19 protein-coding genes, 1 tRNA gene and 1 riboswitch are annotated in these 18,724 nt (G+C 45.3%); of the genes, 12 read left to right on the top strand and 8 right to left on the bottom strand.

Annotated features, from left to right (window positions below; translation table 11 throughout):
- Positions 1–2 precede the first annotated feature (2 nt).
- From moaD to moaA, 4 genes are all read right to left on the bottom strand, one after another.
- Positions 3–248, bottom strand: coding sequence for a molybdopterin synthase sulfur carrier subunit (moaD, locus tag L1D60_RS13240; protein WP_239841458.1), 246 nt, complete (start codon positions 246–248; stop codon positions 3–5).
- Positions 248–724: a cyclic pyranopterin monophosphate synthase MoaC gene (moaC, locus tag L1D60_RS13235; RefSeq protein WP_239841457.1), complete on the bottom strand. Its 477-nt coding sequence runs from the start codon at positions 722–724 to the stop codon at positions 248–250. The genes moaD and moaC overlap by 1 nt, the downstream gene beginning before the upstream one ends.
- Before the next feature lie 10 nt (positions 725–734).
- Positions 735–1,247, bottom strand: a complete 513-nt coding sequence (gene moaB / locus L1D60_RS13230; RefSeq protein WP_239841456.1) for a molybdenum cofactor biosynthesis protein B — start codon at positions 1,245–1,247, stop codon at positions 735–737.
- Between the two features lie 88 nt (positions 1,248–1,335).
- The gene (moaA, locus tag L1D60_RS13225; protein WP_239841455.1) at positions 1,336–2,325 is read right to left on the bottom strand and encodes a GTP 3',8-cyclase MoaA; all 990 of its coding nucleotides are present in this window, start codon (positions 2,323–2,325) and stop codon (positions 1,336–1,338) included.
- A riboswitch (molybdenum cofactor riboswitch) is annotated at positions 2,314–2,467 on the bottom strand. It overlaps the preceding gene by 12 nt.
- A 195-nt stretch (positions 2,468–2,662) precedes the next feature.
- Between moaA and L1D60_RS13220 the strand changes: the two genes are divergently transcribed.
- Positions 2,663–3,550 (top strand): YvcK family protein, encoded by an 888-nt coding sequence (locus L1D60_RS13220; protein ID WP_239841454.1) that lies wholly within the window; start codon positions 2,663–2,665, stop codon positions 3,548–3,550.
- 51 nt (positions 3,551–3,601) lie between these two features.
- On the opposite strand, the gene luxU is transcribed toward L1D60_RS13220, so the two are convergent.
- From luxU to uvrB, 3 genes are all read right to left on the bottom strand, one after another.
- The gene (gene luxU / locus L1D60_RS13215; RefSeq protein WP_239841453.1) at positions 3,602–3,937 is read right to left on the bottom strand and encodes a quorum-sensing phosphorelay protein LuxU; all 336 of its coding nucleotides are present in this window, start codon (positions 3,935–3,937) and stop codon (positions 3,602–3,604) included.
- A 19-nt stretch (positions 3,938–3,956) separates the two neighbouring features.
- A complete protein-coding gene (gene luxO / locus L1D60_RS13210; protein WP_239841452.1) occupies positions 3,957–5,357 on the bottom strand; it encodes a quorum-sensing sigma-54 dependent transcriptional regulator LuxO in 1,401 nt (466 codons plus the stop codon).
- A gap of 269 nt (positions 5,358–5,626) precedes the next feature.
- Positions 5,627–7,657: an excinuclease ABC subunit UvrB gene (gene uvrB, locus L1D60_RS13205; RefSeq protein ID WP_239841451.1), complete on the bottom strand. Its 2,031-nt coding sequence runs from the start codon at positions 7,655–7,657 to the stop codon at positions 5,627–5,629.
- 509 nt (positions 7,658–8,166) lie between these two features.
- Between uvrB and L1D60_RS13200 the strand changes: the two genes are divergently transcribed.
- The 10 genes from L1D60_RS13200 to L1D60_RS13155 all read left to right on the top strand — a co-directional run bounded on the left by L1D60_RS13200 (position 8,167) and on the right by L1D60_RS13155 (position 16,915).
- Positions 8,167–8,242 (top strand) — tRNA-Asn (locus L1D60_RS13200).
- A gap of 652 nt (positions 8,243–8,894) precedes the next feature.
- Positions 8,895–9,473 carry an electron transport complex subunit RsxA gene (gene rsxA / locus L1D60_RS13195; RefSeq protein ID WP_032551997.1) on the top strand — a complete coding sequence of 193 codons (579 nt, stop codon included), beginning with the start codon at positions 8,895–8,897 and terminating at the stop codon, positions 9,471–9,473.
- A gap of 2 nt (positions 9,474–9,475) precedes the next feature.
- Positions 9,476–10,060: an electron transport complex subunit RsxB gene (gene rsxB, locus L1D60_RS13190; RefSeq protein ID WP_239841450.1), complete on the top strand. Its 585-nt coding sequence runs from the start codon at positions 9,476–9,478 to the stop codon at positions 10,058–10,060.
- 7 nt (positions 10,061–10,067) lie between these two features.
- Complete coding sequence (rsxC, locus tag L1D60_RS13185) at positions 10,068–12,674, top strand: electron transport complex subunit RsxC (protein WP_239841449.1); 2,607 nt, start codon at positions 10,068–10,070, stop codon at positions 12,672–12,674.
- Positions 12,674–13,720 (top strand): electron transport complex subunit RsxD, encoded by a 1,047-nt coding sequence (gene rsxD, locus L1D60_RS13180; protein ID WP_239841448.1) that lies wholly within the window; start codon positions 12,674–12,676, stop codon positions 13,718–13,720. Before rsxC ends, rsxD begins: the two co-directional genes overlap by 1 nt.
- 14 nt (positions 13,721–13,734) lie before the next feature.
- Positions 13,735–14,364: an electron transport complex subunit RsxG gene (rsxG, locus tag L1D60_RS13175; protein ID WP_239841447.1), complete on the top strand. Its 630-nt coding sequence runs from the start codon at positions 13,735–13,737 to the stop codon at positions 14,362–14,364.
- Positions 14,364–15,056, top strand: coding sequence for an electron transport complex subunit E (locus tag L1D60_RS13170; RefSeq protein WP_239841446.1), 693 nt, complete (start codon positions 14,364–14,366; stop codon positions 15,054–15,056). Before rsxG ends, L1D60_RS13170 begins: the two co-directional genes overlap by 1 nt.
- Before the next feature lie 129 nt (positions 15,057–15,185).
- The gene (nth, locus tag L1D60_RS13165; RefSeq protein ID WP_239841445.1) at positions 15,186–15,821 is read left to right on the top strand and encodes an endonuclease III; all 636 of its coding nucleotides are present in this window, start codon (positions 15,186–15,188) and stop codon (positions 15,819–15,821) included.
- A gap of 46 nt (positions 15,822–15,867) precedes the next feature.
- Entirely contained in the window at positions 15,868–16,284 is a 417-nt protein-coding gene (gloA, locus tag L1D60_RS13160) for a lactoylglutathione lyase (RefSeq protein ID WP_239841444.1), read from the top strand.
- A gap of 196 nt (positions 16,285–16,480) precedes the next feature.
- The gene (locus tag L1D60_RS13155) at positions 16,481–16,915 is read left to right on the top strand and encodes a DUF2753 domain-containing protein (RefSeq protein WP_032551989.1); all 435 of its coding nucleotides are present in this window, start codon (positions 16,481–16,483) and stop codon (positions 16,913–16,915) included.
- Between the two features lie 82 nt (positions 16,916–16,997).
- Here L1D60_RS13155 and L1D60_RS13150 read toward each other — a convergent pair whose 3' ends face one another.
- Positions 16,998–17,879: an OmpA family protein gene (locus L1D60_RS13150; protein WP_239841443.1), complete on the bottom strand. Its 882-nt coding sequence runs from the start codon at positions 17,877–17,879 to the stop codon at positions 16,998–17,000.
- A gap of 188 nt (positions 17,880–18,067) precedes the next feature.
- Between L1D60_RS13150 and rnt the strand changes: the two genes are divergently transcribed.
- On the top strand, positions 18,068–18,712 hold the full coding sequence (gene rnt / locus L1D60_RS13145; protein WP_032551987.1) for a ribonuclease T: 645 nt from the start codon (positions 18,068–18,070) through the stop codon (positions 18,710–18,712).
- The last annotated feature ends 12 nt before the right edge of the window (positions 18,713–18,724 follow it).

Here is an 18,724-nt window from a genome sequence, read left to right as displayed (position 1 = left end):
CTCTAGCCTCCCGTTACCGGCGGGAAGAATGCCACTTCATCACCATCTTTAACTTCAGTGGTCAATGGAACAATCGATTGATTCAACGCAGCCAACAGCTTGCCCTCTTCCAGAGCGATGTCCCACTTACCTTCTTGCTTCACAAGATGGCTACGAATGGCTTCGATGGTAGTAAAACTTGCGTCTACTTCTACACTATCGACACCAACGAGTTCACGTGTTTGCGCAAAGAAAAGTACTGTAATCATTATTCCGCCTTAAAGTGGCCTGATTTGCCACCCGTTTTTTCTAAAAGACGTACCTGCTCGATCACCATATCTTTTTGTACCGCTTTACACATATCGTAAATGGTTAGAGCCGCGACAGAAGCCGCTGTCAGCGCTTCCATCTCAACACCCGTTTTACCCGCTAGTTTACAAACTGACTCGATGCGTACCTTATTCTCTTCAACGATAGGTTCTAGTTGAACCTCAACCTTAGACAATAGTAACGGATGACAAAGTGGAATCAGATCCCAAGTCTTCTTCGCAGCTTGGATACCAGCAATTCGAGCTGTAGCAAACACATCACCTTTATGGTGACTGCCTGACATGATCAACTCTAGCGTTTCAGGAGCCATATGAACGAAAGCTTCTGCACGTGCTTCACGCACAGTCTCGGCTTTTGCCGATACATCGACCATGTTTGCTTCGCCAGAAGCGTTAATGTGAGTAAATTGACTCATAACCACCTACCTATACAGAAAGGTGTGGCATGAAGTTACATGGGCGGTGGCTAGCATCAAGTTGTTGCTTGATGATTTTTGTCCAACCTGTACGGCAAGCACCCGTCGAACCTGGCATTGCAAAAATAACAGTGTGGTTTGCAAAACCAGCAATCGCACGTGATTGAATCGTAGATGTGCCGATCTCTTCGTAAGAAACCTGACGGAATAGCTCACCAAAACCTTCCACTTCTTTGTCGAAAAGTGGCTTCAGTGCTTCTGGAGTGCTATCACGAGAAGTAAACCCTGTACCACCAGTGATCATAATTGCTTGTACTGTTTCGTCTGCAATCCACTTTGAAACGATTGCACGGATCTTGTACATATCATCAATAACAATCTGCTTATCAACCACGTTGTGACCTGCTTCTTGAGCATGCTCAGCTAGGTAACGACCCGATGTATCATTTTCTTCTGTACGAGTATCTGAAACGGTTAGTACTGCGATGTTTGCAGGTTGGAATTTACTCTCTGCGTGACCCATTTGTTCACCTATTCTGTCTATTTCAATGATTATACTGATTCACCCAGCTTGCCTAAGCTAGGTGATTAAATATTGTTGATGTGGGAGCTTAGCCGCCAATAGAGGCAAGGTGCGGAGTCATACCGCTGTTGCCATCATGGAGGAAGTGACTCACTGACTTGGTTTGTAGCTCAGCCTGAATACGTGCGATAAGCGCATCTTCTTGTTCGTCTTGCTGGAGAAGATCGCGTAGCTCAACACCGTGATCTCCAAAGAGACACAAGTGAAGCTTACCTGTCGCAGACACACGCAGACGATTACAGCTTTCACAGAAGTCTTTCTCATAAGGCATGATCAAACCAATTTCACCCTTGTAGTCTGGGTGAACAAAGACCTGCGCAGGGCCGTCATTAACCGCTTTGACTTTCAGCAGCCAGCCGTTCGCAATCAAATGATTTCTGATAGCAACGCCAGATACATGGTGTTTATCGAACAAGTCATCCATTTCACCAGTTTGCATCAACTCAATAAACCGCAATTGGATAGGCTTATCTTTGATCCAGTTAAGAAATGAAGGCAGCTCTTGGCTATTGAGATCTTTCATCAACACAACATTAACTTTGATCTGTTCATAACCGACTTCGAACGCTTTATCGATACCACGCATCACCTCGGTGAACTTATTCTCACCTGTGATTTGATGGAACATGCGCGAGTCTAAGCTATCAACACTGACGTTAATATTCGTTAGACCTGCTTCACGCCACTGTGCAACCTGCTTTTCCATGCGATAACCGTTAGTGGTAGTCGCAACTTTTTGAATACCCGGAGTGCTGGCTACTGTATCGATAATTTCAGTGAAATCTTTGCGTAGGCTTGGCTCGCCACCAGTAATACGAATCTTGGAGGTACCACAATCAGCAAACGCTCTTACGATGCGTTTGATCTCGGGAACACTGAGAAAAGACGAGTTTTTCTGCCCCGAAGGCTTATAGCCATCAGGTAAGCAATACGTACATTTAAAGTTACATACGTCTGTAACTGACAAGCGCAAGTAATAAAACTTGCGATGGAATCTATCTTCGAATTGTTGCGCCACGGAACACCTTTCCAAACACGGGAGGCATAATCATTTCCAATTAAGCCCTTGTGACAACATGTCACTGGCTCTTAACGCTTATCAATACAGCAAAATACCACTGTGCGACTTAGCATGTAAGAGCTCGGAGTTATGGCAACTACGGTACACTGGGGCACACGTAGTAGCTGCGTATAAAATACTTAATAATTGTGTGTGAATCTAGCTCTGTTGCCAAAAAAACGAACCTCAACGGCAAAAAAACCGCACCAGACCCTCAAAATAACTCTTGTTGAGTATCTGCCTATAAGCATTTACCCTAAATTATAGTTGGTAATAATCTAATAAGAACTAAAAAATGAATTTGTACTCTTCAAAAAAAGTCGTCGCAATTGGCGGCGGTCACGGCTTAGGTCGCATGTTAGCGGCACTTAAACAGTTCGGTAGTAACGCAACAGGCATTGTAGCTACCACAGATAATGGTGGATCAACAGGTCGAATTCGAGACTGCCAAGGTGGTATCGCATGGGGTGACACTCGCAACTGTATCAACCAGTTAATTACTGAGCCTTCCATTAGTTCAATGATGTTTGAATATCGCTTCCGAGGCCAGGGCGAACTTGATGGTCACAACCTTGGGAACCTAATGCTAACTGCCTTGGACAACCTTTCAGTAAGACCACTGGAAGCAATCAATCTGATCCGCAGCATGCTCAAAGTTGACGTCAACATTGTACCAATGACAGAGCACCCTTCAGATTTAACCGCTCTTTCTTTAGAGGGCCGTTGGGTAACAGGTGAAACCAACGTTGATGATATGAATGAGCGTTTGCGCCGCCTTGACCTATCACCAGAAGTACCAGCCACTAAAGAAGCGGTGTTAGCAATTGCAGAAGCTGATTGCATTGTCTTGGGACCAGGCAGTTTCTTAACCAGTATTATGCCGCCACTACTTTTACCGGAAATTGGTAAAGCGATAGCAGACAATACCAAGGCGAAGGTGATTTTGGTTGAAAACCTTTCTCCTGAGCACGGCCCTGCTGGCATGATGTCGCTAAAAGAGAAGATCGAATGGTGTGAACGTGCATGTAAAGCACGCAAAGTGGACGTGATCATTGGTGATACCGCTCATCCAGAACTCGATGGACTATGGCATTGCGTGACAACTGACCTTGCTTCACCTAACCGAGATTGGCGTCATGATAGAGTCAAGCTCCAGCAAGCTATCGAAGCTCAGCTAGCATAAACAAGGTATCTTGCGACCTGACACAAAAAAGGAGCATTGCGCTCCTTTTTCTTAACTCATCAACTGTTGGTATTCTGTGTATGTCGAGACCAACAATGCTTTCATATCTTGATAGTCTTCATCGGTGATCGATTTAGCTTGTTTTACCTTAGCGTCCAAACCAATTGCAAAGTCACAGAGAGCATCGGCACCAAAACTTGCAGCACTGCTCTTTAGCGCATGACTGATATCGGCTAAATATTTGGCAGAGTCTACCGCATTGCTCTGCTCCAAATGCTCGTGATAGCCCTTGAGTTCTCCCAAAAATATCTCTAACAAAACTGGCACATTCTCTTGGCCGATTTCATTGGCAAGTTCATCAACTTTTTCTTGGTTTAGTATGTTCATCGTTATTCTTATGCACTAATTATTCTGAGGATGATTGTTTTGCATTCCATGCCTGTAACTTGCGATAAATTGTCGATGGACTCACATCCAAAAAGCCTGCAGCTCTCGGAATATTACCATCACATGCCTTAATCGCTTGTTCTATCGCTGTTTTTTCAGTGAGCCATAGTGGGAAAATATCTTTAACCGTTATGTCTTCACTCTGTTTTTCTTTCAATCTTAGGCTGTTTTCCAACGGTTGATTGAGCGGTGGTGGCAACATACCGAGCGTGATCTCTTTACCGTTGTTGAGTACCACAACATTTCGCAAAACATTCTGCAACTGTCGTACATTACCCGGCCACTCATACTGATTAAATCGATCAATAACTTCTTGAGAAAAACGAACAAACGCTTTTCCTTCTTCCACTGACATATAACCAAGTAAGGAGTAAGCAATCTCAATCACATCTTCACCACGTTCTCGCAAAGGCGGAAGATGCAATGGGATAACATATAAACGGTAGTACAAATCTTCACGGAAGCGTCCTTCTTGCACTTCTTTCCATGGGTCTCTGTTGGTCGCGCACACAAAGCGCACATCCACACTCTTCATCTTTGAAGAGCCCACTTTTTGGAACGTACCCGTTTGAATGAAACGAAGCAGCTTGGTTTGAAGTTCCAAGTCCATCTCACAAAGCTCATCGAGGAACAGAGTGCCGCCATCCGCTAGCTCTGCAGCACCTTGTCGGTCGGTCGCAGCGCCCGTAAACGCACCTTTAACGTGACCAAATAGCTCACTCTCAATGAGATCTTTAGGAATCGCAGCACAGTTAATCGCAATAAACGGTTTATCGCCTCGCTTACTCGCAGCGTGAACGGCTTCAGCACACACCTCTTTACCGGTACCACTTTCGCCAGTAATAAAGATACTGGCTTTACTTGAAGCGGCTGAATCAATAGTGCGATATACCTGCTGCATGGTTTGGCTACTGCCGATGAAACCTTGGTAATTCTGACTGCCCGGATGCTCAGCGCTGTTCTTCAGCTTAGTTGCTTTACGAATCGCATTATTAACCGTGATACGCAGACGGTCAGCTTCACAAGGCTTAATCAAAAAGTCTTGAGAGCCGTGACGCATTGCTTCAACTGCAGTATCAATTGAACCGTGAGCCGTCATGAAAATGACAGGGACTTCAGGAAAGTTCTGCTTTACCGCAAAAAGGACATCCATCCCCGTCATATCAGGAAGACGAAGATCAAGTAGAATGAGGTCTGGGATTCGGTGATTTAGGCTCTCGATAGCCTCTTTACCTGTCCCTACGATATTGATATCTATCTCTAATGGGGTCAGGTAAGATCGATATAACGCCGCGACTGACGCCGTATCTTCCACCATTAACAAATATTTAGATTTGTTATCAAATGTTTGTGATTGCATATCCTAGCCGATATTATTTTGCATTTATTGTAATAATCGCATTCCGCTTTGCATTATGCAAATTACTACGCAAATTTTATCGCATCATTTTCTATGATAACCAAGAATCATACAGTTAAACATCTGGCATGAAGGATGCAGTCAAATAATTGACCTTCGGGTCACCTAGCCAACTGACGTTGTTAGTGGATGACATTTCCACAAATGTGAGCCAGTAGATGAGTTACTACTGGCTTTTTTTTGTCCGTTTTGCCGCTGGCTACCGAGGGTTAGCTATTGGTGATGAATTGCTGCCTCATTTGTTCAATCTCATCACGCTTCTGTGCTGCAAGCTCAAACTCGAGGTTTTGGGCATGTTGATACATCTCAGCTTCTAGTTTGCTGATCGCTTTATCGAGTTCTTGTGGACTTAGCGTTGCGTAGTTAGCCGAATCCTCAGCCACTTTAGACAGAGGTACCTGCTTAGATTGGCGCTGTTTCTTCGACTTAGTGATGTCGCCAAGCTCCATGATATCTTTAACATTACGCTTTAATGCTTGCGGCGTAATACCCTGCTCTTCATTGTATTGCATCTGTTTAATGCGGCGACGCTCGGTCTCATCAATCGCCTTTTTCATCGATTTAGTGATCGAGTCACCGTACAGAATCGCCTTACCATGTAAGTTACGTGCCGCACGGCCAATGGTCTGAATCAGAGAGCGTTCAGAACGCAAGAAGCCCTCTTTATCTGCATCAAGGATCGCCACCAACGACACCTCAGGCATATCCAAACCTTCTCGGAGCAAGTTGATTCCGACTAAGACATCAAACTCACCCAGTCTCAAATCTCGGATGATCTCAACACGCTCCACCGTATCTATATCAGAGTGTAAGTAACGAACTTTCACACCATGTTCTGTCAGATATTCAGTAAGGTCTTCTGCCATACGCTTGGTCAGCGTTGTCACCAACACACGCTCGTCTTTCTGTGAGCGAATACGGATCTCAGACAGAAGATCATCGACTTGAGTAGCAACAGGACGCACTTCAATCTCAGGGTCGAGCAAGCCAGTCGGACGAACCACTTGATCCGCAATATCGCCGTCAGACTTTTCGAGTTCATAGTTACCCGGTGTTGCAGAGACAAAAATAGTCTGTGGCGCAATCGCCTCAAACTCATCAAACTTCATTGGTCGGTTGTCCAGTGCAGACGGCAAACGGAAACCAAACTCCACCAGCGTTTCTTTACGTGAACGGTCGCCTTTATACATGGCGCCAATTTGCGGTACGGTTACGTGCGACTCATCGATAACCAAAAGACCGTCTGCAGGCAGATAATCAAATAAGGTAGGCGGAGCTTCTCCTTCTGCACGACCACTTAAATAACGGGAATAGTTCTCGATACCCGAACAGAAACCCAGCTCAGTCATCATTTCAATATCAAACTGTGTACGCTGTGAAATGCGCTGTTCTTCCAAGAGCTTATTATTGTCTTTGAGGTACTGTGCTCGTTCGCGCAGCTCTTCTTTAATGTTCTCGATCGCATCCAATATGGTTTCGCGAGGTGTCACGTAGTGCGTTTTCGGATAAACCGTAAACCTTGGCAAGTCACGCTGCTTTACGACACCGGTCAGCGGGTCAAAAATACTAATACAGTCGACTTCATCGTCGAACATCTCGATTCTAACGGCATCTTGATCAGATTCAGCAGGGAAGATATCAATGACTTCGCCGCGCACGCGAAACTGGCCGCGTTCAAAGGCAACGTCATTTCTTGAATATTGGAGCTCAGCGAGACGTCGCAGAATGTCTCGTTGGTCAATCACATCACCACGACACACATGAAGCATCATCTTGAGGTAAGACTTAGGATCACCCAGACCATAAATCGCCGATACTGACGCTACGATGATGGCATCTTTGCGTTCAAGCAGGGCTTTGGTGGCAGAAAGACGCATCTGCTCGATATGTGCGTTAACCGAAGCGTCTTTTTCAATGAAAGTATCCGTGGTCGGAACATATGCTTCCGGCTGATAGTAATCATAGTAAGAAACGAAATACTCAACTGCATTGTTTGGGAAAAAGGCTTTCATCTCACCATAAAGCTGAGCGGCCAGAGTTTTGTTTGGTGCAAGTAAGATAGCTGGGCGTTGAGCCTCGGAAATGACATTCGCTAAGGTAAAGGTTTTCCCCGATCCCGTAACCCCTAGCAGCGTCTGGTGCGCTAACCCAGAATCTAAACCATCTAACAGCTTTGCAATGGCGGTCGGTTGGTCACCTGAGGGTTTATAGTCAGAAACCAAGTCAAAGAGTTTACTCATAGGTTGTCATTCCCATACTGTTTATTTAATCAGGGTATTGTCTCCTTAGGTTGGCTATCGATGCAACCCTTATCGAAACAATCACCTCATATTATTGTCGTTAAGTTATAGCTTTTATTCAGATTAATTGATATTATCCGTCGCCCTACCCAAGCTTCTCCGCTTAATTTCAAATATTTTAATCCACGACTTTTCCCCAAAATATCTAAAATAACCACGTTTTATTCTGCTCACACAGTAACCACCAAAAGTTATACACTCGCAAAAAACCAGATTAAACTCTTACTTCATAAGCACTTACAATAAAAGCACCTCTTCTAACTAAACATCCAACTAGGGTTGTCAAAGTTTCGCCCACACACTTATCCACAATTTTGGTGGATAACTAAAGCAAAGCCAAATTCTACAAGGGCTACAGAAAAGTAAAGTAATTTATCTATTTTTTTGTCGGCATTTACTGTTGACAGAAATCGATGCTGTGATTAATATTCGCGTCGCTAACAAGCAATTCCCCCTTAGTTCAGTTGGTAGAACGGCGGACTGTTAATCCGTATGTCGCAGGTTCGAGTCCCGCAGGGGGAGCCAAATTTTAGAAAAAGCTCAATCGAAAGATTGAGCTTTTTTCGTTTTAACTGCGACTAACTTGTTCCAAGTTAATGTCTCAGACCTAGCCGCCCGCGTACGAGCCCCGACAAGGCGAGCCAAATTTAAAGAAGCCGCATCTCTCGATGCGGCTTTTTGCGTTTTAAAGCGACTGGTTTGTACCAAACCAATGTCTCAGTCGAAACGTCGGACCGTACTAGCCGTCCGCGTTCCAATCCCGACATGGGAAGTCCAAATTCTAGAAAAAAGCTCAATCGAAAGATTGAGCTTTTTTCGTTTTAACTGCGACTAACTTGTTCCAAGTTAATGTCTCATAGCTAGCCGCCCGCGTTCGAGTCCCGACAAGGGGAGCCAAATTTAAAGAAGCCGCATCACTCGATGCGGCTTTTTGCGTTTCTATTGACCTAAATTTCTCTTCCGACCGTATGAACCAACGTTAAAATCTGCATTCTTAGTCTTACATTTTGCAACGATCCTTGGGATTGAGAGCGTCTATACTTGCTACAACCATGTGAATCAAACGATTAGCCGTAGATTTTTTCATCAACTGCCTAAATCCCTAACGATCCTTGGTTGTTATTAGGTGAGCAAAGCAGGATAATATTGGGATCGGAATTTCAAGAATTAATCCATTATGACCGAATACCTTTTGTTGTTGGTTGGCACTGTGCTGGTCAACAACTTTGTGCTAGTTAAATTTTTAGGGCTGTGTCCTTTCATGGGCGTTTCCAAAAAACTGGAGACGGCGATCGGTATGGGCCTTGCTACGACGTTTGTGTTAACACTTGCGTCGGTTTGCTCGTACCTTGTAGAAAACTACATCCTTGCACCACTGGGCATCGAATATTTAAGAACCATGAGCTTCATCTTAGTGATCGCTGTAGTGGTTCAATTCACTGAAATGGTTGTCCACAAAACCAGCCCAACGCTATACAGACTTCTCGGTATCTTCCTGCCGTTGATCACGACCAACTGTGCTGTATTAGGTGTGGCACTTCTCAACATCAATGAGAATCACAACTTTATTCAATCGATCGTTTACGGTTTCGGTGCATCGATTGGTTTCTCTCTGGTACTGATCCTATTTGCCGCTATGCGTGAGCGTATTACCGTGGCCGATGTGCCAATGCCATTCAAAGGCGCATCTATTGCAATGATCACTGCAGGCCTAATGTCATTGGCATTCATGGGCTTTACAGGATTGGTGAAGTAACCATGAGTACCATTCTAATTGCAATTATTGCCTTAGCTATATTGGCTGCTGTATTCGGCGCTATTCTTGGCTTCGCCTCTATTCGATTTAAAGTTGAGGCAGATCCGATCGTTGATCAAATCGACACTATTTTGCCTCAAACTCAATGTGGTCAATGTGGTTATCCCGGCTGTAGACCTTATGCCGAAGCGATTGCTAACGGCGATAGCATCAACAAGTGTCCTCCAGGTGGCCAAGCTACAATCGAAAAGCTCGCAGACTTAATGGGCGTAGAAGTTGAAGATTCAGCACACGACTTAGACAACAAAGTTAAGACCGTTGCCTTTATTCATGAAGATATGTGTATCGGCTGTACTAAGTGTATTCAAGCGTGCCCAGTCGACGCAATTGTTGGCGGAACCAAAGCCCTTCACACGGTGATCAAAGATGAGTGTACTGGATGTGATCTTTGTGTGGCTCCTTGCCCTACAGACTGTATAGAAATGATTCCAGTCGCGACAACAACTGAAAATTGGAAATGGCAGATGAACATAATTCCGGTTACTGATATTACTAACCAAACTGCAGACGCAGATAAACAGGCGTAGGGTTAGTATGAACTCATTAATTGAACAAATTCGTACCGGCTCAGTTTGGACATTTCCTGGTGGCGTGCACCCAGCAGAGAACAAAAAGCAGTCTAACGGTCTAGCTATCGCTCATGCTGCGATCCCGCAAGAGATTGTCCTGCCTGTAAAACAGCATATTGGTAAAGCGGGTAATCTACTTGTCGCCGTTGGCGATAGTGTATTAAAAGGGCAACAACTTACAGCTCTTGATACAGGCTTCACCCTACCTGTTCATGCTCCAACATCAGGTAGTGTTGTTGCGATCGAACCAAGAACGACAGCTCACCCTTCTGGCTTGTCAGAACTGAGCATCGTCATCAAGCCCGATGGCCAAGATCAATGGATCGAGCGCCAAAGCACTGAAGATTACACTCAAAAAACCTCAGATGAACTGCTTGATATTATTCGTCAAGCGGGCATTTCAGGTATGGGCGGCGCTGGCTTCCCTACAGCTAAAAAACTGCAATCTGGCCTAGGTCGTACAGAAATTCTGATCGTTAACGCGGCAGAGTGTGAACCTTACATCACCTCAGATGACAAGCTACTTCAAGAGCATGCAGACGAAGTGCTAAAAGGTATCGAAGTTGTTGAGCATCTATTGCAGCCAAAACTGACTGTCATTGGTATCGAAGACAACAAGCCTGAAGCGATCAAAGCTCTAGAGATCGCAGCGAAGGACAAAGATATTGTTATTCGCGTGATCCCAACCAAATACCCATCGGGTGGTGAAAAGCAGCTGATTAAGATCCTGACAAATAAAGAAGTACCAGCTGGCGGCATTCCTGCCGATATTGGTGTATTAGTCCAAAACGTCGGATCACTGTACTCGATCAAACGCGCGGTGATTGATGGCGAGCCTGTTGTGAATCGTGTTGTTACGCTGACAGGTAAAACTTTTAAGCAACCACGTAACGTATGGGCGTTACTTGGTACTCCGGTTAGCGCACTGCTTACTGAGTTCGGCTACAAAGCCGATAAGAAATTACCAAGGCTCATTCTGGGTGGTCCTATGATGGGCTTCACCTTGCCACATGAAAATGTGCCAATCACTAAAACGTCGAACTGTATTCTAGCGCCGACACGCCGTGAGATCTCTCCAAATAGCTATGAAATGGAATGTATCCGTTGTAGTCAATGTGCAGAAGCTTGCCCTGCGTCTCTATTGCCACAGCAACTGCAATGGCACGCTAAAGCGAACGAGCTCGATAAGTGTGAAGAACTGAATATCAAAGACTGTATTGAATGTGGTGCTTGTGCATTTGTGTGCCCTAGTGAGATCCCGCTAGTTCAGTACTATCGTCAAGCAAAAGCTGAAATCAAGACTCGTCGAGATGAAGCTGCTGCTGCTGAACGAGCCAAACAACGCTTTGAAGAGAAGAACGCTCGTATGGAGCGTGATAAAGCTGAGCGTGAAAATCGCTTTAAGAAAGCCGCTGACAACCGCCGGAAAGAGATGAAAACATCTGACGGTGACGATGCTATCGCTGCTGCTATCGCAAGGGTTAAAGCACAGAAAGCGGCTGCGGATACCACCAGCAAAGAACCCGCAGTGAAACCAGCGGTTGCAGCAGCTATCGCCAAAGCAAAAGCGAAACAAGCGGCAGCCCAGCAAGGTAACAGTGCTGAGCCAGATAATTCTGAAATGTCGAAGCTACGTGAAGAGCGTAAGAAGCTTGCAAGAGAGCGTAAAGCTCAACAAGCCAATGCGGAAAACCAAACGTCAGGCGAAGATAAAAAAGATGCGGTCGCTGCTGCTATTGCTCGTGCTAAAGCGAAAAAGGCACAACAGGCTGAGGCAAACTCAGACACAAGCAGTGCCAATAAGAAAGATGCCGTTGCGGCTGCAATAGCACGCGCTAAAGCGAAGAAGGCTCAGCAAGCCGAGTCGCAAGTTGAAGAAGCTGAATCAACAGACGCAAGCGTTGATCCTAAGAAAGCCGCTATCGCTGCCGCCATTGCTCGCGCTAAAGCGAAAAAGGCTCAGCAAGCCGAACCACAAGTGGAAGCTGCGGAAACAGAATCAACAGACGAAAGCGTTGATCCTAAGAAAGCCGCTGTCGCTGCGGCCATTGCTCGCGCAAAAGCGAAAAAGGCTCAGCAAGCTGAGTCGAAAGTTGAAGAAGCTGAAACAGAATCAACAGACGTAAGCGTTGACCCGAAGAAAGCTGCTGTCGCTGCTGCCATTGCTCGCGCTAAAGCGAAAAAGGCTCAGCAAGCCGAGTCACAAGTTGAAGAAGCAGAAGCTGAATCAACCGAAGAAAGCATTGACCCGAAAAAAGCCGCTATCGCTGCTGCCATTGCTCGCGCTAAAGCAAAGAAGGCTCAGCAAGCTCAATCAAAAGTTGAAGAAGCTGAAGCTGAATCAACCGAAGAAAGCATTGACCCGAAAAAAGCCGCTGTCGCTGCTGCCATTGCTCGCGCTAAAGCAAAGAAGGCTCAGCAAGCCGAGTCACAAGTTGAAGAAGCAGAAGCTGAATCAACCGACGAAGTGGTCGATCCGAAGAAAGCTGCTGTCGCTGCCGCTATTGCACGCGCGAAAGCGAGAAAAGCTCAGCAAGAGCAAAATAAAAAGAATATTGAGGAGAAAGAGTAGTGGCCTTTTTTATTGCCAGCTCACCGCATGCGCATAGCCGCAGAAGCACACCAGATTTGATGAAATGGGTGGCGATTGCGGCATTACCTGGATTACTGGCTCAAACCTACTTCTTTGGTTGGGGCACAATTATTCAGCTAGTATTGGCTATTTTGCTCGCCGTTACTTTTGAAGCGGGCGTCATGCTACTGCGTAAACGTCCACCTATTATGGCTTTGCGTGACTACAGCGCCGTCGTAACAGCTTGGTTGCTGAGTGTTGCGATCCCGCCACACTCTCCGTGGTGGTTAATGGTTATCGGCTTGTTCTTTGCCATTGTTATTGCTAAGCACCTTTATGGCGGATTGGGACAAAACCCATTTAACCCAGCCATGGTCGCCTACGTAGTGTTGCTGATTTCATTCCCAGTACAAATGACAAGCTGGAATGCACCGATAAGTTTGAGTGCCGAGCCTGCAAGCTTTGTTGATTCGTTCTTGATGATCTTTACTGGCTTCAACAATGAAGGTCTCTCGTTACAGCAAGCGCGCATTGGTATCGATGGCACCACTATGGCGACGCCTTTGGATGCCTTTAAGACAGCATTGGCTGCAGGTAACACAGCATCTGAAGCCCTTTCACAGCCCCAGTTTAGTTGGCTAGCAGGCATCGGTTGGGAGTGGGTAAACATTGCTTACCTACTTGGTGGTTTAGTGCTTATTAAACAACGAGTGATTCAGTGGTATATCCCTGTTTCATTCTTAGCAAGTTTGACGCTGTTTAGCCTGGTGTTCAGTGTACTGACTCCTGGTGAGACAGCCTCGCCAATGGTTCACCTACTTTCAGGTGCGACGATGCTAGGCGCATTTTTCATTGCAACGGATCCTGTTTCAGCCTCTACCACGGTTAAAGGTAGACTGGTGTTTGGTGCCATGATCGGTGGTTTAGTTTTCATCATTCGTAGCTGGGGTGGTTTCCCAGATGGTGTCGCGTTCGCAGTATTGCTAGCAAACATGTGCGTTCCTTTGATCGACTACTACACCAAACCTCGTACATACGGCCATTAAGGAAACGACAGACAATGCTAAATGCGATTAGAAAAAATGGTCTAACCCTAGCAATATTTGCCTGTGCGTCTACTGGCTTAGTGGCGGTGACTCACTATCTAACGAAAGACCAAATCAAACTTCAAGAACAAGCTCAACTACTGTCTGTTTTGAATCAAGTGATTCCACACGAGAAGCATGACAATGAACTCTTTTCTTCTTGTACCCTAGTAGAATCAGAGGCACTTGGTAGCAAACAAGCCATGCCTGCTTACATTGCAACCATCAATGGTGAACCTAGTGCTATTGCGATTGAAGCGATTGCACCCGATGGCTACAACGGTGCGATTAAGGTGATCGTGGGTCTTGATATCGATGGTACGGTGCTGGGTACTCGTGTGCTTTCACATCAAGAAACGCCAGGGCTTGGTGATAAAATCGATCTCCGCGTTACCGACTGGATCACTTCGTTTACTGGTAAACAAGTTACAGAAGCGAATCAAGACAAATGGAAAGTGCGCAAAGATGGCGGTGACTTCGACCAGTTCACCGGAGCAACCATCACACCAAGAGCGGTTGTCAAAGCGGTCAAAAATGCCGTCGTTTTCGTTAATGAAAACCAACAGGCACTGTTGTCTCAGCCTAAAAATTGTGGAGGAGCGTAATGAGTGAACATAAAATGCTAATCAAAAATGGTATGTGGGCAAACAACCCTGCCCTTGTACAGCTACTTGGTCTTTGCCCGTTACTTGCGGTTTCGTCAACGGTTACGAATGCGCTAGGTTTAGGCATTGCAACACTACTCGTTCTGGTAGGCTCAAATGTCTGCGTCTCTTTGGTTCGTAATCACGTTCCAAAAGAGGTACGTATTCCCGTGTTCGTGATGATCATTGCATCGTTGGTAACTTGCGTTCAACTACTAATGAATGCTTACGCATACGGCTTGTACTTATCGCTAGGTATCTTCATTCCGCTTATCGTAACCAACTGTATCATCATCGGCCGCGCTGAAGCCTTTGCTTCAAAAAACACGGTACTTCCAGCGGCACAAGATGGCTTCTGGATGGGCATGGGCATGACCGCGGTTTTGGTCGTGTTGGGTGCGATGCGTGAAATCACCGGTAACGGTACCCTATTTGACGGTGCAGACCTTCTGCTAGGTGATTGGGCGTCCGCATTAAGAATTGAAATATTCCAATTCCACAATAGCTTTCTGCTCGCCTTGCTACCACCGGGCGCCTTCATTGGTGTCGGTTTCTTGATTGCATTGAAAAACCTAATCGACCATCAAGCAAAGGCGAGACAGCCGAAGCAAGAAAAACCAACTATCGAACGTGCGCGTGTCACTAACGTGTAGTTCAAACTATTTAAAGGGGCTAATTTAGCCCCTTTTGCAAATATAAACAGAGACACTCAAAAGAGTGCGAAAAGAACAAGCTTGAAGCGTAAGCAACTCCAAGCTTTAAAACTGGAAAGTAATGTCACTATGAATAATGTCAAACGCGTTCAGATCTTAGAGCGTTTAAGGGAAAACAACCCTAACCCTCAAACGGAGCTTAATTGGAGTTCGCCATTTGAGCTGTTAATCGCTGTTTTACTATCAGCGCAAGCCACTGATGTCAGTGTAAACAAAGCAACCGACAAACTTTATCCAGTTGCTAATACACCTCAAGCTATCTATGACTTGGGTGTTGAAGGCTTGAAAGAGTACATCAAAACAATTGGCCTGTTTAACTCCAAAGCAGAGAACACCATCAAGACTTGTCGTATGCTACTTGACCTACACAACGGTGAAGTTCCTGAAGACCGTGCAGCTCTTGAAGCATTGCCGGGTGTCGGACGAAAAACAGCGAACGTGGTACTCAACACCGCTTTTGGCTGGCCAACCATTGCCGTCGATACTCACATCTATCGCGTATCTAATCGCACCAAGTTTGCTATGGGTAAAACCGTGGATGATGTTGAAGCCAAGCTGCTTAAAGTCGTACCTAAAGAGTTCAAATTAGATGTACACCACTGGCTGATCCTGCACGGTCGCTATACTTGTGTAGCGCGCAAGCCACGCTGTGGTAGCTGTATCATTGAAGACTTATGCGAATTCAAAGAGAAAACCGAAGTCTAACTATTTATCGGTTTTCCATAAAACATTAATGCTAGGAGCAAAAATTATGTCAAACGGCCGTATTTTACACACCATGCTGCGCGTGGGAGACCTTGACCGTTCAATCGAGTTCTACACCGACGTGATGGGTATGAATGTCCTTCGTCGTAATGAAAACAAAGAGTATGAGTACACATTGGTATTTGTGGGTTACGGTGATGAATCACAGGGTTCTGTGATTGAATTGACGTACAACTGGGGCACGTCTGAATATGATCTTGGCAACGCGTTTGGTCACGTTGCGATCGGTGTTGATGACATCTACACCACTTGTGATGCAATCAAAGCAGCAGGTGGTAATGTAACTCGTGAACCAGGCCCTGTGAAAGGTGGTTCAACTCACATTGCATTTGTTAAAGACCCAGACGGTTACATGATTGAGCTAATTCAAAACAAGCAAGCAAGTGCCGGTCTAGAAGGTTAATCCCTCAAGCAGACCAGCTGAGTAGCACCATGCATTCAATCATAAAGCGAGCCTAGTGCTCGCTTTTTATTTGCCCTTATTTTGTAGCAGCGCGTCCCATAAAACACTACATCTTGCTTAATTCTCAATCACCAGACTTTACATGATAATAATTATCGTTTAGATTGATGCCAGTTTTAATTAGGGAGCTATCATCATGATAAACGAATGGGAAAAACACACATTACTTGCCGATACTGCACTGCAACTCGACGATCCTATTCGAAGTATCCTGCATTATCAGCAAGCTCTGACTCTCAGTGAAAGAATCACCGAACGTACTGATATAGAAGCCGACGAGCGACTGCTAATCTCTGTTATCTCTTGCCATAATCTGGCGCAATTCTGGCGTTGGGCCGGCGATACAGATTATGAATTGAAGTACCTACAACTCGCTTCTGAAAAAGTGTTAACCCTTATTCCTCAATGCCCGAATACGCAATGCTCAAGTTTCATTGACTCTATCGGTTGCTGCAAAAAAGCACTCATTGACTTCATGAAGCGCCACCCTAACCCACAAATAGCATCGATGGTCGAGAAGATCGATACAGCAACTAACTGTGAAATCATTGCTAAATTCCGCCTTAACTGATTCCTACTCATAAAAAATGCCAGTCTCAAAAGACTGGCATTTTTTATTGGTTAATTTGTTAAAGCTGTAATAACCGTAAAATCTAAACCTGAGTTCGACCAAGTGAAATAACGACACGTCGGTTTTTGTCTTTGCCGATTGGAGAGGCATTATCAGCAATCGGACGGCGCTTACCATAACCTTGAACTTGAATACGCTCTTCTGACAAACCCAGTGACTTAAAATATTCACGCAACGACTCTGCTCGACGCTCCGATAAGTTCTGGCTGACACCTTTACTGTCTGCCGAGTCGGTATACGTCGCCACCAGTACAAGATCGATATCTTGATTATGACGAATGTACTCAGCAATTTGACTCAAACGCTTCTGCGACGCTTTACTTAACTGGTCACTATTACGGTCATAGTGCAGGATCGTAAATGAAATATCTTCAAAGCTGTACGGCAACAAGTTCGCTATACAGTCACTGAACACATTGTATTTTTGCTGGAACAGTACCGAAGAGAGTGCCACTTCAATGCGCTGATCTCGGCTTTGCCACTCTTGATAACTAAACGTTGGGTAACGCCCCTTCTCTAACTCGCTTAAGATACCCCAAGCAGTTTGACCGCCAACATAACCATCAAATTGTTGGAAAAACTTAATCGTCGTCATTCGATCTGCACTTTCACCCGGGCGCCAAGGCGGTGGCATAGAAATCAGGCTGACGTTGCGGGTTGCCCCCATTGGGCGACGCATTTTAAGTTCAAAATCGAGTATGATCTTTTTGCTGGCGCGGGATGAAAACTCCGCATCACCAAAATTTGGAATTGGGTGAACCAATCGACATTCCAATGGCGTGTTTGCCACCATTTCCCACGTCGACTGTTGAGGAGATGCTCCATATCGCTTCTCTTGCGCAAGCGCTGTCGACGACATCAGTAACGAAAACAGAATTGAACCTGTAATTAGTCGTTTATTCATAAGGGGGAGTATCTCTTAAGCAATTCGTTTAACAATGCAGCCAATTGCCGCATATTCTCTCTATTCAGATTAATGCAAATATCGAGCCGAATGTAGGTTGCTAATTTATGAATTAATCACTTTCTGGAGTTTTTATCACTGCTATTATCTGCAATAATGCAGCCTCAATCACACTTATTTGGGCTAACATGACTGTAGAAAACGAAGCTCTGACCCTAAAAAAACGTTTCCGTGGCTATTTTCCAGTAGTCATTGACGTGGAAACCGCAGGGTTCAACGCGAAAACCGATGCATTATTAGAAATCTGTGCCATTACCCTAAAAATGGATGAAAACGGAGATCTCCATCCAGCATCGACGCTTCATTTTCATATCGAGCCCTTTGAAGGTGCCAACATCGAGCAAGAAGCCTTGGATTTCAATGGCATCAAAGACCCATTTAGCCCATTGCGTGGTGCGGTCTCTGAGCAAGAAGCCCTCAAAGAAATCTACAAACTTGTGAGAAAAGAACAAAAAGCTTCCAACTGTAGCCGCGCAATCATGGTGGCACACAACGCAACATTCGACCTAAACTTCGTCAATGCTGCAAGTGAGCGTTGTAAGCTTAAACGCGTCCCTTTCCATCCTTTTGCAACTTTTGACACTGCTGCCTTAAGTGGACTTGCCTATGGCCAAACCGTTCTGGCTAAAGCTTGCCGTACTGCGGGGATGGAATTCGACAACAAAGAAGCACACTCTGCTTTGTATGATACTCAGAAAACAGCTGAACTGTTTTGCGGTATCGTCAACAAATGGAAAGCGCTTGGCGGCTGGCCACTTGTTGAACCAGAATAAAAAATAAAATCG

This window comes from Vibrio sp. Isolate30 (assembly GCF_022397975.1).
Lineage (GTDB): Bacteria > Pseudomonadota > Gammaproteobacteria > Enterobacterales > Vibrionaceae > Vibrio > Vibrio fortis.
Note: the sequence above shows the minus strand (reverse complement) of the source record. Positions and strands in the feature narration are given on the sequence as shown.

Excerpts from the sequence above, each read along its gene's own strand:
- nth (WP_239841445.1), top strand. The coding sequence starts at position 15,186 with ATGAATAATGTCAAACGCGTTCAGATCTTAGAGCGTTTAAGGGAAAAC.
- rsxC (WP_239841449.1), top strand. The coding sequence starts at position 10,068 with ATGAACTCATTAATTGAACAAATTCGTACCGGCTCAGTTTGGACATTT.
- rnt (WP_032551987.1), top strand. The coding sequence starts at position 18,068 with ATGACTGTAGAAAACGAAGCTCTGACCCTAAAAAAACGTTTCCGTGGC.
- rsxA (WP_032551997.1), top strand. The coding sequence starts at position 8,895 with ATGACCGAATACCTTTTGTTGTTGGTTGGCACTGTGCTGGTCAACAAC.
- moaB (WP_239841456.1), bottom strand. The coding sequence starts at position 1,247 with ATGGGTCACGCAGAGAGTAAATTCCAACCTGCAAACATCGCAGTACTA.
- gloA (WP_239841444.1), top strand. The coding sequence starts at position 15,868 with ATGTCAAACGGCCGTATTTTACACACCATGCTGCGCGTGGGAGACCTT.
- L1D60_RS13170 (WP_239841446.1), top strand. The coding sequence starts at position 14,364 with ATGAGTGAACATAAAATGCTAATCAAAAATGGTATGTGGGCAAACAAC.
- moaD (WP_239841458.1), bottom strand. The coding sequence starts at position 248 with ATGATTACAGTACTTTTCTTTGCGCAAACACGTGAACTCGTTGGTGTC.
- L1D60_RS13155 (WP_032551989.1), top strand. The coding sequence starts at position 16,481 with ATGATAAACGAATGGGAAAAACACACATTACTTGCCGATACTGCACTG.
- luxU (WP_239841453.1), bottom strand. The coding sequence starts at position 3,937 with ATGAACATACTAAACCAAGAAAAAGTTGATGAACTTGCCAATGAAATC.
- L1D60_RS13220 (WP_239841454.1), top strand. The coding sequence starts at position 2,663 with ATGAATTTGTACTCTTCAAAAAAAGTCGTCGCAATTGGCGGCGGTCAC.
- moaC (WP_239841457.1), bottom strand. The coding sequence starts at position 724 with ATGAGTCAATTTACTCACATTAACGCTTCTGGCGAAGCAAACATGGTC.
- L1D60_RS13150 (WP_239841443.1), bottom strand. The coding sequence starts at position 17,879 with ATGAATAAACGACTAATTACAGGTTCAATTCTGTTTTCGTTACTGATG.
- rsxB (WP_239841450.1), top strand. The coding sequence starts at position 9,476 with ATGAGTACCATTCTAATTGCAATTATTGCCTTAGCTATATTGGCTGCT.
- uvrB (WP_239841451.1), bottom strand. The coding sequence starts at position 7,657 with ATGAGTAAACTCTTTGACTTGGTTTCTGACTATAAACCCTCAGGTGAC.
- luxO (WP_239841452.1), bottom strand. The coding sequence starts at position 5,357 with ATGCAATCACAAACATTTGATAACAAATCTAAATATTTGTTAATGGTG.
- rsxG (WP_239841447.1), top strand. The coding sequence starts at position 13,735 with ATGCTAAATGCGATTAGAAAAAATGGTCTAACCCTAGCAATATTTGCC.